The following is a 12,068-nucleotide window of genomic DNA, read 5'->3' as shown; positions in this document are numbered from 1 at the left end:
GGTGGTGGGGAGGGGGTGGTGAGCCCGCTTCCCAATCTCCACCCATCAATCTCCGCCGAGCTACCGAACGCCCGCGCGCGGTACATCATGCTCGGCTTGGGCCGCGAGTCGACGGCTATGCTGCTGATGGCGGACAGAGGTCTGCTTGGCCCTAAGCCGGACGGCGCGATCGTCGCCGACACGGGAGACGAGAAGACGAGCGCGCTGGAAACGCTGGCGATGCTTCAGTCGGCGAACTTCCCGCTCTCCATTCCCATCCACGTCGTGAAGGGCGGCGATCTGGCGGAGGACTTCGACGCAGCTACGTCGGGTCGCAAGTCGTGGTTTCCGAACCCGCCCCTCTACGTGGAGAACGAGGACGGATCGCGGGGGCAGCTCACGCGTGGATGCACCCGAGACTACAAGATCAGGTACGAGCTGGGCGAGATGAAGCGTCGGCTCGGCTATGCCAAAGGCGCTCGGATGCCCGATCATCCCATCGTCGAGCAGTGGCTCGGCATCGCATGGAACGAACGTCACCGCATGGCCCCGTCTCCCGCGCCATGGATCGAGAACCGCTACCCCTGCGTCGAAGCTGAGCTGACCACCTGGTGGCTCATGGCTTGGGTCAAACGCGAGTACGACATCGACCTAGAGTCGTCCGGCTGCAAGCGTTGCCCGTTCATGAGCCTGCGAGCGCAGCTGGCAATGAAGCGGCGCTACCCGGACGATTGGGAGGTACGCCTCGTTGCCGATCGTGCGGCTCGCCACGGAATGCCGAACGTCGCCCGGCCAGCGTTCCTGTCCGACCGGCTGATCCCGCTCGACGAGATGGACCTAGAGGTTGAGATCGAGAAGCGGGAAGGGACGCTGCTCAGCCATATCGCCGGTGATCAATGTCCTGAGGGAGCGTGTGGGGTATGATGGGCGAGCAAGATTCACTGTAGCAACAGAACGTAGAGTTCAAATTCCGGCGCTAACAGCGTTTTCAAGCAACCGCTTCGCGTTCGCTAATTCGCCACCTTCAAGGCGGAGGATGGTAAAGCGCCAAAGGTCTGCAGGGTTGGCCCGGACAAAGGTAAGCGCGTTGAGCAACGTGCCCTCGAACACCACCGGCGACCAGTCTGGCTGTCCCGGCTCACCAGAGAACCGCCAAACCTTTGCAGGTTCGTCCCAGCTGAAAGGATTGTCTGACACGGGCATACCCTCACTTGAGAGCAAGGTAGTTTCAGAATGTCTGCCACATGTCGACCCGTGAAACGCAGGGCAGGGGGCGTGCAGCACCACCGTAAGGAACAAATCCCCACCCGCGCGTTTTCACCTCCCCAATGCAGCCCGGCCGCACAGCAGCCCCGCGCTGGTCCGACGAGGACCTGACCGCTCTCCGCACCCGCTATGAAGCTGGCGAACCTATAGCACGTATAGCTCGATCGCTAGGCCGGACAGAGCAAGCAGCAAGGGCGCAGATCTACCTGATGAGACGTCGCGAGCGCTCTTGACGTGGTGAGAACGGATGGGGAACATGCCTCATGCCCGAATCAAGCGCAACGATCGCACGAGACCTTCACCGCAAACTCGGTCGATGGGATGCTTTCTGCCTCGTCATCGGTGAGGCCGGCCTGGCCAAGAGCGTGCGAGGCGCATGGTCCGGCCTTCGCTTGGAGGTGCGGGTGCTGTTCGCGTGAGGCAGGTCAACCACGACGAGCTGGCCTGGAAGATCGTCATGGCTCTGCGTCCGATCTCGCGCACCGTATGGAAGGCTGCTGCCGATCCGCGTCCTCAGGTGAGGGGCAGGGCTGTGTCGACGATTGCGGACAAGGCAGCAGATGCGCTCCGTTATTTGGAGGTGCTGTCCGGTGATCCTGCTGCGTCGGAGGCGACGTTCTCGCGGCCGATGGCTCGATTACGGGGTGAGGTGGTCGGGAGTGGGGCGCCCATGATGGAGATTGAAGATGGACCTCGTTGAACAGGCCGAGCGCCGGCTGGAGTTGGCACAGGCGATCGGGGCCGAGCCGACGCGATGGGTTGCGTCCAAGACGGCTGCCGGGTCGCTGCCGGTCGAAGCGGGCGTGCTTTTCGGCGTGCCGCTGCAGATCGGCACGCCGCGGTCGGAGTGGGGGCTGGACCTGGAGCTTGCGCCGCGGACGCGGTGACCCTCTGCCGCCTCACCCCCGGTGACCTCCCCGCCACGATCGAGCACGTCGCCGAGCAGATGTGGGAGAGCCGTCGCGCGGTCGGGCTGGATCCTGCATGGGCGGACGCGGGCGAGTTTTGGCGGGAGCGGTTCAGGGAACTGGCGAGCGTGGCGGTGATGGCGTTGCGCTGACGTCGCGATCGGCGCACCATCCTGCTGAAGGAGAACCCGCATGATCCGATGGGACCAGACCGACCCCGAGTTCATGTCCGACGCCGAGCTGCGCGCGGAGTGGCTGTCGGGTGACGGGGAGCCGGGTGAGCCGCGGTGCGACGCGCTGGCGGCTGAGATGGAGCGGCGCGGGGTGGACCTTTAGCCGCGCGTGCATCGGTGGCTCCGACGCGACGAACTGAAAGCTAGGGAGAGAATTGTGGCGCAAGTATGGGGAGGTGGCGGGGCCTCGTCCGCTGACATAGAGCGGATCGTCGATGCTGCACTTGAGAAGATCAAGCCAGCTTGGTGGCAACGCCCTGCCGGAGCGTTGCTCATCAGCAGCGGGTCCGGTGCGGCAGGGGGTGTCATCGTGCTGCTGATCGACAGGCTTACCAAATAGCCGGATGAGCCCCTGACTCGACTCTCCCTAACGCTTCGGTCACCACCCTGACAAACAAGGGGAAAAGCGATGCGATTCGGGATGGTGGCGGCTGCGGCTGTGGCGATGGTGGTGAGCGCGCCGGCGGTGGCGGCTCCGGTCATCACTTTCGACGAGGGCACATATTCCTATGGAACGACCGCCGAGCCGGGTGCTAGAGGTGCCTTGAGTGCGGGCGGCGTAACTCTGACGGCTTTAGGCAAGCCTAGCTTGGACGTTGTAAATGGCCGTGTGATCGTTCCGCAGGGGGCGTCACCGCTATATTTTACTTTTGGCACGAGCGGATATTTGTCTCAAATCATCTACTCGAGCAGGTCGGACCTAACGCTTAACTACTATCAAGCGGGGGTGAGCTACCTGCTTTCTGCCGGCGTTGACCGTATTGGTTCCTATCCGATCGACCGCCGTCCTGGGCTTTACTCTTACGCCGCTCAGCTAAGCAGCGCCGACGGTTCTGCATTTTCGATCGACCAAATTATGGTTGCGGGCGTGCCAGAGCCGGCGACCTGGGCGCTGATGATCTTGGGCTTTGGTGCAGTAGGCTCCGCCATGCGACGGAGCCGTGTCACTGCTAAGGCGCAGACTGCTTAAACGTCGGTCACGGCCGTTCCAGATGTCGCGAAGAACTTCGATCCGGTGCCGGCGTTGATCCCGGCTCCGGCATTCCACGTCGCCGCGTTGCCGGTAAGGAAATAGAGCGGCGCGCTGCCGCTCGGTCCCGCGCCAGTGCTGCCCATTGCACTGGCGTCGAACTTCGCTCGAGTTGCGCCTCCGGTCGTGGCGTTCTGAATGTCGACCCGCGCGGCGACGTTGACGTAGAGGTAGTGGACCTCGCTCGTCGCGCCCGAGGCGAACCCGTTGTTCGGCCCTTGGAAGCCATAGGTTGCGCCGGTGCGCGTGTAGCCGATCACGACCCCAGCGCCGCCCGTCCAAGTGCCGGTCGCGGAAAGCTTATCCGCTCCATCAATCCAGAAGCTTCGACCGGCCGCAGCCGTCGCCTGGGTCAGGTCGAACGACATTAGCAGTTCGTGGATACCGCCGTCGCACAGGCTGACGCCGGTGTGATTCATCGTGCAGATCACGGTGCCCGCTGCATTCACGAGGTTCACGCGAACAAAGCCGGTATTCAAGATGACGACCTGCAGACAGGCGGTGCCACCTGATACGGTCCCGAACACTGTGTAAGATGCGGCCGGGTTCGCGCTCGGAAAGCGCATCTTCATCGCGAAGGTGAGCAGGCTTCCGTCCGCAGACGACAACGGGAGAGTGCCGCTACCTGCAGCGCTGCCGAGCCGGAACTGGTCCGTGCTGTCGAATAGCACGGGCGAGTAGGCCGCGGTGGAGATCGTCGTCACCGCCCAGCCGTATGCCTGCGTTCCGATCGTGTAGCTCAGCGTCGTCTGTTGAACGTTGCCCGCGCCGCTGGTCTGGCGGGCCTGAAGATACTTGCCGTGCGTGATCGTTCCCGGCGAGCCCGAAGCCGGCAGGGCGGCCCAGGCGGTCGCATTGGTGCCCGCGTTGTCATCGGCGATGCGATACTCCCCGCCCGAGCCGAAGAACGCGCGCGTCGCTTGGCCCGCGTGAACGAAGACCCACTCGCTGGTGACGACCGTCGACTTCGCTACGCCGGTCTGCGGCAAGAACCCCGCGAACGACGGTAGGCTTGACCAGGGACGGTTGCCGGTGACCGCCCAGCGATCGCGAAAAGTCGCGGCTGTATCGCCGACGCGGACGGGGCCAATAGTCGAGAACCCGGCCTTCGGGGTAAAGGCACTGACTACCTTGTCCGGCGTGTTGAGCGCGATCCATTCGGTGTCGCCGGCGTCGAACCACGTCGAATAGGCCGTCGAGGTGACCCCTGCCGCGCCGACGTTGATGTTGCCGAGAGCGCCGCCCGTTAGCGCCGGCACGTTCAACGCTTCAACGAAGTTACCGTCCACGAAGTGTGTGCCGCCAAACGCAGCGTCGCCTTCGACATGGATCGCACTGGTCGACGCGGCTGTCACACCGGGGGTGCCGGTGATTGAGTTGGTAGCGGCCTCGTTCGAGCCCGGCACTGGCACGTTGTATTTCGGGTTGGTCAAGATGTTGTTGCGGAAGATATAGCCATACGCCGCACCAGTGACTGTGCCGGACACATCATCCGTATTCGCTATCTCAATCCCCTTGGTGGTGATGCGCGACAGCAAAAGGTTATCGACAACGATCGGAGCCACAAACGGCGCGCTGTGGTAGATGTCGGACAGAAACGGCCGTTGCGGTTGGCCGCGCGCGCCCGGCGTCTGGAACGAGATGTTGCCCGCGATCAGAACGCCGGGGATAGGGGTTTGGTACAGCTGGCCGACGGTGTTGTCCGACCCATAGATCTGCACCATGTCTCCATGGGGATTTAGCATGTCCTGCGGCGAAGCGAACTCGTCTTGGAACAGATTGCCGCAGACCTCGAAGCCAGTGCCTGCCGCAGCCGTGTAATCGTAGCCGACCGCAATGTAGTCCTGATAGGCGCGGACCAGGTCGTTTCGGTTGATGAGGATCTTGCCGCCGCCCTTGGTGGTGAACTTGATCGTCTCGCCGCAGTCCGCGATCGTATTATTCGTGATCGTGATGTTTCCGATCGGCGCGCCGCCGCCTCCGATACCAATGCCGGTTGGGGCGTAGGTCGCGATGGCATTGCGCACCATTTGACAAGTCGCCGATGCCAGAGTGGCCGCAGCATTCAAGGTGTACGTGCCCGTGCCGCCTGTGCCCGTGCCAAGCGCACTGACGTAGCGGTCAGAAACCTTCGCGCCGCCTGAATAGAGCCGATCCCCCACCGCGATCACGCCCGAGGTAACCGCCGTCACCGTCAGAGTGGTGCCACTAACCGAGCCAGTGAACACCGCCTGCGAGGTGCCGCCGGGCGCGCCGAAGTCGGCCAGAGCGGCAGACGGATCGTAATCCGCGAAAGCATTAGCCGGATCGCCGCCTCGAATGAGGCAGTTGTTGATCGTGACCCCGCTCACGTTCGCTGACAGCTTCACCAGCACCGTCTTGGTCTTCGACGTTCGGAAGTTGTCGGTCAGCTGTACGCGCAGCCCGTCGAGGGTGACGTTCTGCTTGCCGTTGACGTCGATGCCGGCGATCGTGTGGCTCGCTTTGGCCGTCTGGCCCCGATAAATCAGCCCGGCCGTCGGCACCGTGAACGCGCTGATCGTCGAGCCGTTGGCAAACATGATGACCTTGCCCGCCGTCGCAGCCGCATGGGCGCTGGCCAGGTCCGCATCGTTGGCGACAAGGTAGTCGTAGCCGCTCGCCGCATCATCATTGCTGACTGTCCCCGTCGACGTGACGCTGACCAGCCCCGCCGCCGTGACGGTGAGCAGGAAGGTCTCGCTCGGCTCTACCGCCGTGTCGCCGGCGACCAGCACGGTGATGCTCTTGCTCGTCTCACCCGGCGCGAAGGTGCCGCTACCGCTGGGGAAGGTGCCGCCGAAGTCCGCCGCGTCTGCCGTGATGCCGGTGACCGCCCAGGTGAACGGGAAGGCAGCCGTGGAGCCGTCGCGGAGCAGGGTGAGCGTCCAGACGAACGCGGTGGTGCCGCTGTTGCCTTCGGCCTGCGTCAGTGCGGAGGAAAGGCTGAGCGAAGGGGCGGGAATGGGCGGTAGGCTGATGATCGGCCCTGCAATCCCGGCCGCCACGCCCACTGTCGCACCGACTTGCGCCACGCTGAGCGGCAGCATGACGTGCGTCAGCGACCGGTTGATCCCATGCTCCAGTACCACCTCGACCAGCGACCCCGGATCGAGCGCGCCGCCCGTCGCCAGCGCCGCATGCTCGCTCGGGTCCGCTGCCGCCGCGACACCGGCGCGCACTGCGGCCGAGGCGAGCAGGTCCGCGACGGTGAGGCGGGTCGGCTTCCGGTCGGGAAAGCGCGGGTCCCAGAGCAGGATTTTCTTCATGCGGGTGGGCCTTTCAGCGGAGCAGTGGGATGGCGTGGATCAGCGCGGCCAGGCGTCGAGCAGCAGCTGGCGCCGCCCGTCACAGGCCTTGAGGTCGAACCGCCCGTCGCGGGCCGTTGCCTCCATGTCGGCCGAGGTGGCGCTACCGTCCGGCTGGCGATGTGCCGGGGTCGGAGTGCATGGCACCTGTGCCGCTGCGGGCGGGGACGGGAGCTGCGAGCGAAGCGTCAAGCGCGTCGAGCCCCCGCACGCGGTCAGCGTCGAGGCAAGCAGCACGGCCAGCGGGAGTTTCGGCATAGGTCCTCACGGTATCGGTGGAGCGGACGATCAGCGGCTGGAGAGCAGCCGTGCGCGCGGCGAAGGCATCTGCGGCCTGAGCGGTGCGGGTGGCGTTCACTGCCGCCGCATCGGCGGCTTCACGCCGCGCGACCTCGATCTGGAGGCGGTAGGTGTCCGCCTGCTTGTGCCAGTGACGGGCGTCGGCCTTGGCGAGCAGCAGGGCGAAGCCGAGAGCGGCGAGAGCAAGGCCGCCGACGATCAGCTTCCAGTTGCGGAGGGCGGTGAGCACGGACAGTTCTCCGGTCAGCCGCGCGAGAGGTGGCGCAGCGCGTAATCGAGAGGCAGGCCGTCAAGGTCGTGCCGCGTGGGTTGCTCATCGTCCGGCTCGTCACGGAAGCGCGGCAGCGGATGAGGAGCGGCCGTGAGAGGCCGCTCCTCAGCGCGACTACTCCGCCGGGGTGAAGTCGACATAGAACCGCTGGCCCGGCTCGAACTGGCCGATCAGCGCCGGGTTAGTGATGGTGATGTCCAGGCCCACCGAGGGCGAGAATTTGGCGAAGGTGTTGTCCTCGTCCGAGCCGTCGGCCGGATAGGCCTTGGCGGCTACGCCATGGAACTTCAGCTGCTCGCAGGTGTCGCTGTGCTTCGTCACCGACGCGATCTGCAGCTTCGCGCGCATTTTGGTCATTCTGGTTCTCCGTAAGCGCGCGTCGCCAGCCGCGACGTTGGCGCGAAACTCAGGTTAAAAGGCTGGGCGAGGTGATGACCGGAACTGCTCCGGCTGAATGATGTTGTGGATCCGCGCGCGGCTTGGTGGTTCCTGTCCGGGCGCACTGCGCTCCGTCGTTCGCCTCCCTTTCAACGGATGGCGGAGCGCTTTCAGGCCACCTCCGGCAGCCGTCGCCCCGCCCGGAGGTCGGCAAGCGTCAGCGCGCCCGACCATTCGAAGTGCGGCCGGTCCTTGATCGATTTGAAGTCGCCGCCCCAGCGGAAGCCGATCGCCTTGCCGATCGCGCCGACCTTAGCCCACAGCGCGTCGGTGGCCTTCTGATGCGCGGGCGTGTCACCCCAGTTCGGCAGCTTCAGCAGCTCCTCGGGCGCGACGTCGAGCGCCAGGCGGTAGTTGTGGAAGCTCGACCCGCCGCGCGCGTTGGTGACGATCTTGCCCGGCTTCGTGCGCCCCTGGGCGAAGAGCGCGTCCTGCGTCGCGATCGAGCGGAAGGTGAAGGTGACCTTGAGCGGGATGCCCGCCGCCGCCGCATCGTGCAGCAGGCGCACGGCCATGGCGCGGACGCGCGGGTGCAGGTCCGCCAGATCGCGGCTGTCGGGCATGGTCGTTCCTCCGATGATGCAGGTTAAGGGTTCGGCGGCACGTCCAGCGAGCGCAGCGCGCGCCCGATGCCGGCAGCGTTGTCCTCGTCGGGTTTTGGAGCCGCGGGTGGCGTAGGAGTCTCGCCGCCCGGCAGGTTACGGCGAACCCACCCGAGCGCGATCGAGATGATGCCCGCGCCCAGCGCGCCGAGTCCTGTGCCGATCATCAGCGCCAGAGCCGGGTCCGGCCGGAGCCGGATGACGGCAGCAGCCGAGAACATCAGCACCAGGCACGTCACCGGCAGGTCGACGGTCCAGCGATGCTCCTCCCGGCCGGTCTGCTGGACATAGAAGCGGACGGCGAGACACGCGCATAGCGTCGCGATCATCGGCCCGGCCTCGAACGGATAGCCGACGAACTGCCAGATCAGCGGTTGCGAAGTCGCGATCGTCGCGCCCCGGTCATTTGCGACAGCAGCGGCGAGAGGAAGGAATGCGCCCACGGTAGCCCCTAGCCGCCAGATCATCGGGTAGACACCACGCCGATCGCCGCGATCAGGCTCAGGAGGCCAATCGCGGCGGGACGCTTCAGCATGGGCAGGCTTGCCCACATGTCGATCGGGAACGGCCGACGGCGCAGCTGCCCGACCATGCCGCGCGCCGACAGGTACAGCACTCCGAGGCCGGTGACCGCGAAGCAGAGCGACACCGGATCCAAGTAGCGCTTGAGCATCGTCCACCAGCCGGTTCGGATCGGATCGACGGGGTTCCAGTTCCAGAGCACCAGCGCCTCGGCGCCGGTCCGGAGCGCGATGCCGCAGGCGAAGCAGAACCCGGCAGCGCGCCAGATCGTCACCGGATGCGTCAGCATGTCGCGGTGTCGATTGCGCCAGAACGCCGCGACCGCGTCGACCGCAAACATCACCGCCAGCACGCAGACCGCCGTCATGCCGGCGAGATTGATGACGACGAGCCAGCCATGGCCGTCGAACGAAGGTGGAGCGAGCGACTGCGGCCCGCCGATCACCGCTTGCGCGGCGAGGCTAGTGTTGGTCATGCGTCCTCCGGGTCAGGTGGTCGGGAGCAGGGTGAGTGGCGGGAGCGGTGCGGGTCTTGTCGGAGCACCCACTTCAGCACATTGTCGGGACATGGATATGCCGACCGCAGCTGGGCGAGACCGCGCTGGCGTAGCTTACTGGAATGACATCTGGGCTGGTGGCTCAGCGGGTCGTAACCAGCGAGCAGTCTTAGAGCGTTACACCTCAGCCTTGTTGAGGCGCTTTCTGTCTCGATTGCCCACGGGTGCCACCGTTATGGAGGCTGGTTGCGCCAACTCAGCGGCTTTACCTCTGGTGAGCAGCGCTGGGTTTCGCGCTGTCGGAATCGACTACTCATCTGAAGGCTGCCGCCAATCTCGCGAGGCCAGCCCCGAAGCCGTCATTCACGAAGGCGACATTTTTGCGCCGCCCACAGAGCTTGTCGGCTCAGCGGATGCAATTATCTCCTTCGGGCTTGTGGAACACTTCGACGTGCCAGCGACCGCTATCGAAGCTATGGCGCGATTTCTTCGTCCCGGCGGGCAGATGCTGACAATTGTGCCGAACATGTACGGCTCTGTCGGAATGCTTCAGAAGCTCCTGAACCGCGGCGCCTATGACGTGCACGTCCGGCTTGACCGAGCCGATTTAGCCAGTGCCCACGCCAGCATGAGGGTGGTCGACTGCGGGTTCCTTTCCCCGGTGGGCTTTGGGGTCGTCAATCCCGGTAAGCGGGTGCTACCTCGCGCTATCGTCGGGGCGCTGGCTAGAGCGTCCAAGCTGCCGCGAATGATAGACCGAGTAGTGACCCTACCCAAGTGGCCCATTCTCGCGCCGCACCTTTACTGCATCGCGGAGGCTTACGCGAAGACCACCACTGATAGGGTGCCCGATGCCATGTCTACGGTGCCGCCGCTCTCGTTCTGAAAACGGACGGTCACGACGTCGTTCGCGAGCACGTCGGCTTGTCGCAGCACGCCGATCTGCAAGGCGGTGAAGGTGACGTTGGTTGTCATCCCGGGTCGCGCGCCAATACAGGGCAGGGTGGTGGTGTCGCCACCGCCGTCCGGGATGTTCGGCGGGTTGTACGTCTTGCTTGCCTTGATGCGAAAGTCGGTTTCGTTGGATGTGTTGCCGCTGTTATCGACGAACGTGAAGCCGCCAGCCTGCACCGTTGCCTTAAAGTGGCAGTTGCTAGCCCCTGGGCCGAACTGGACGTCGCCGGCAATCACGCATCCCGCGACAACATTGTCAGTGCCCTTGATGATGATCTGATTGCCGATGGTGGCGAAGCGTGAGGCTCCGACCAACACCTTTTTCGAGGCGTCACCGAAAACCATTGTGCGCCCATAGCAGCTGGAAATAATCGTGGTGTCGCCGCCATAAGTGTCGATCAAACTCCCAACCGCCGTCACTCCGACCAAGGTGCGAGGTGTCGCTTGCGTATCGAGCGGTGCCAAGCGAATAGCCGGCTGGTCGCTATCGGTCCGACCCCACAGACCGCCCAGTATCCGGAGCTGAGAACCGCCATTATTGGTCGTGACCTCTAGGCAGTAGCCATCCATGTCGAGGACGTTGACGTTTTGGAGCGTGATGTTCGACCATAGACCCTGGATTACAAAACCTCGCCCTGTTGCGCCGCTCGACCCGTTACCTTGCAGGCCTATGTCACGGACAGAACAACCAGCATGGAGCTTGAACATATCTCCGTTGGCGATCTTGTTAATTTTGCTTATAATGTGTCCGACGCCGTACAGTGACTGCGCGAAGGCTAACTGCTTGCCTGAAGGCGTGTAGTTATACGACCCTGCCGGAAAGAAGAGGTCTCTCCCCGTGTCGATTGCTGCGTTTATCGCTGCGGTATCGTCTGCGATGCCGTCTCCAATCGCACCCCCGGCAAACTGCGCATCCTTCACGCTAGCGACATCGCCGAGCTTGGCCGCGACGGAGCGTCCGCCATACCCGATCAGACTTGCCCCCGTACTTGCCGCCAACACCGCCGGCGTCATCGCCCGCCCGATCTCAGCCGAGCCGCTGGGGTTTCGCCGATAGTAGATCAGGGCACCAGCGCCGTCGTCGGTCGAGAAGAACTGGCCCGTCGTGCTGCCGGCCTCGCCCAGCGCACGGCTGGCGAAATACCTCCCCGCCGCCGCAGCCGCCGACGATGCCAGCTGCGCAGCGCTGGCTGCATCGGCCGCCTGATCGGCAAAGCCTGCGGCCAGTCCGGCATCGGCAATCGTCAGGCTGACCACCTCATCACCCGCGATCGTAAGCGTAGCCCCGCCTGCTGGCAGCCCGCCAGCCGCAACGAAGCCTGCCGGACGGTTCATCGGCGCCGCGTCGCTGTCCATCGCGTGAGCAAGCACGCTGACCTCGCCGACAATGCGCGTCCGTCCGCCGATCTGGAATGCCCAGGCGAGCCGGGCCGCGTCACCGACTTCGCCGGCATATGGCAGCGCCCGCCGCGTCGACTTGTTCAGGCGGAGGCGAACGTCGTTCGTGAAGGTGCCGGCCGCAGACGTCACGCCGGCGAGCCGAACACCTTCTGCATTGGCGTTGGTGACCAGCTCCAAGGCTGCGAGAGCTGCTCCTGGCGTATCGGGCGCGAGCCTGATCTGGGCGCGCAGGACGACGCCAGTCAGGTCGGGGCCGACGATCCGCAGCGGCAGTTCGTAAGTGTCATCGTTGCGCCAGACCGACAGGTCTAGGCGGGCGGTTGTCGTCATGCGCTCGCGCTC

General features: G+C 64.7%; 14 protein-coding genes and 1 pseudogene. 7 read left to right on the top strand and 8 right to left on the bottom strand.

Annotation, left to right across the window (positions count from 1 at the left end; genetic code table 11):
- Nucleotides 1-18 precede the first annotated feature (18 nt).
- Complete coding sequence (locus ACOFKS_RS06390) at nt 19-903, top strand: hypothetical protein (RefSeq protein WP_419808407.1); 885 nt, start codon at nt 19-21, stop codon at nt 901-903.
- Nucleotides 904-942: 39 nt separating this feature from the next.
- On the opposite strand, the gene ACOFKS_RS06385 is transcribed toward ACOFKS_RS06390, so the two are convergent.
- Complete coding sequence (locus ACOFKS_RS06385; protein WP_419808406.1) at nt 943-1,176, bottom strand: hypothetical protein; 234 nt, start codon at nt 1,174-1,176, stop codon at nt 943-945.
- Nucleotides 1,177-1,660: 484 nt separating this feature from the next.
- Between ACOFKS_RS06385 and ACOFKS_RS06380 the strand changes: the two genes are divergently transcribed.
- From ACOFKS_RS06380 to ACOFKS_RS06360, 5 genes and pseudogenes are all read left to right on the top strand, one after another.
- The gene (locus ACOFKS_RS06380) at nt 1,661-1,945 is read left to right on the top strand and encodes a hypothetical protein (RefSeq protein ID WP_419808405.1); all 285 of its coding nucleotides are present in this window, start codon (nt 1,661-1,663) and stop codon (nt 1,943-1,945) included.
- A complete protein-coding gene (locus tag ACOFKS_RS06375) occupies nt 1,932-2,132 on the top strand; it encodes a hypothetical protein (RefSeq protein ID WP_419808404.1) in 201 nt (66 codons plus the stop codon). The genes ACOFKS_RS06380 and ACOFKS_RS06375 overlap by 14 nt, the downstream gene beginning before the upstream one ends.
- A complete protein-coding gene (locus ACOFKS_RS06370) occupies nt 2,129-2,305 on the top strand; it encodes a hypothetical protein (RefSeq protein ID WP_419808403.1) in 177 nt (58 codons plus the stop codon). The genes ACOFKS_RS06375 and ACOFKS_RS06370 overlap by 4 nt, the downstream gene beginning before the upstream one ends.
- 40 nt (nt 2,306-2,345) lie before the next feature.
- Nucleotides 2,346-2,489, top strand: a complete 144-nt coding sequence (locus ACOFKS_RS06365) for a hypothetical protein (RefSeq protein WP_419808402.1) — start codon at nt 2,346-2,348, stop codon at nt 2,487-2,489.
- A gap of 756 nt (nt 2,490-3,245) precedes the next feature.
- Nucleotides 3,246-3,356 (top strand): annotated as a pseudogene (locus tag ACOFKS_RS06360) (PEPxxWA-CTERM sorting domain-containing protein); the annotation flags it as partial.
- Here ACOFKS_RS06360 and ACOFKS_RS06355 read toward each other — a convergent pair.
- The 6 genes from ACOFKS_RS06355 to ACOFKS_RS06330 all read right to left on the bottom strand — a co-directional run bounded on the left by ACOFKS_RS06355 (nt 3,353) and on the right by ACOFKS_RS06330 (nt 9,350).
- A complete protein-coding gene (locus ACOFKS_RS06355; protein ID WP_419808401.1) occupies nt 3,353-6,703 on the bottom strand; it encodes a hypothetical protein in 3,351 nt (1,116 codons plus the stop codon). The pseudogene ACOFKS_RS06360 and the gene ACOFKS_RS06355 sit on opposite strands and share 4 nt — an antisense overlap.
- Before the next feature lie 142 nt (nt 6,704-6,845).
- On the bottom strand, nt 6,846-7,271 hold the full coding sequence (locus ACOFKS_RS06350; RefSeq protein ID WP_419808400.1) for a hypothetical protein: 426 nt from the start codon (nt 7,269-7,271) through the stop codon (nt 6,846-6,848).
- A gap of 156 nt (nt 7,272-7,427) precedes the next feature.
- Nucleotides 7,428-7,670, bottom strand: a complete 243-nt coding sequence (locus tag ACOFKS_RS06345; RefSeq protein WP_419808399.1) for a hypothetical protein — start codon at nt 7,668-7,670, stop codon at nt 7,428-7,430.
- 191 nt (nt 7,671-7,861) lie between these two features.
- The gene (locus ACOFKS_RS06340) at nt 7,862-8,314 is read right to left on the bottom strand and encodes a M15 family metallopeptidase (protein WP_419808398.1); all 453 of its coding nucleotides are present in this window, start codon (nt 8,312-8,314) and stop codon (nt 7,862-7,864) included.
- Between the two features lie 23 nt (nt 8,315-8,337).
- Nucleotides 8,338-8,796: a hypothetical protein gene (locus ACOFKS_RS06335; RefSeq protein WP_419808397.1), complete on the bottom strand. Its 459-nt coding sequence runs from the start codon at nt 8,794-8,796 to the stop codon at nt 8,338-8,340.
- Nucleotides 8,797-8,816: 20 nt separating this feature from the next.
- A complete protein-coding gene (locus ACOFKS_RS06330; RefSeq protein ID WP_419808396.1) occupies nt 8,817-9,350 on the bottom strand; it encodes a hypothetical protein in 534 nt (177 codons plus the stop codon).
- Between ACOFKS_RS06330 and ACOFKS_RS06325 the strand changes: the two genes are divergently transcribed.
- Nucleotides 9,241-10,257: a class I SAM-dependent methyltransferase gene (locus ACOFKS_RS06325; protein WP_419808395.1), complete on the top strand. Its 1,017-nt coding sequence runs from the start codon at nt 9,241-9,243 to the stop codon at nt 10,255-10,257. The genes ACOFKS_RS06330 and ACOFKS_RS06325 overlap by 110 nt on opposite strands.
- Here the strand turns inward: ACOFKS_RS06325 and ACOFKS_RS06320 are convergent.
- The gene (locus ACOFKS_RS06320) at nt 10,191-12,056 is read right to left on the bottom strand and encodes a hypothetical protein (protein WP_419808394.1); all 1,866 of its coding nucleotides are present in this window, start codon (nt 12,054-12,056) and stop codon (nt 10,191-10,193) included. The genes ACOFKS_RS06325 and ACOFKS_RS06320 overlap by 67 nt on opposite strands.
- Nucleotides 12,057-12,068: the final 12 nt, after the last annotated feature.

The organism is Sphingomonas sp., from assembly GCF_965200135.1.
Classification (GTDB): domain Bacteria; phylum Pseudomonadota; class Alphaproteobacteria; order Sphingomonadales; family Sphingomonadaceae; genus Sphingomonas.
Note: the sequence above shows the minus strand (reverse complement) of the source record. Positions and strands in the feature narration are given on the sequence as shown.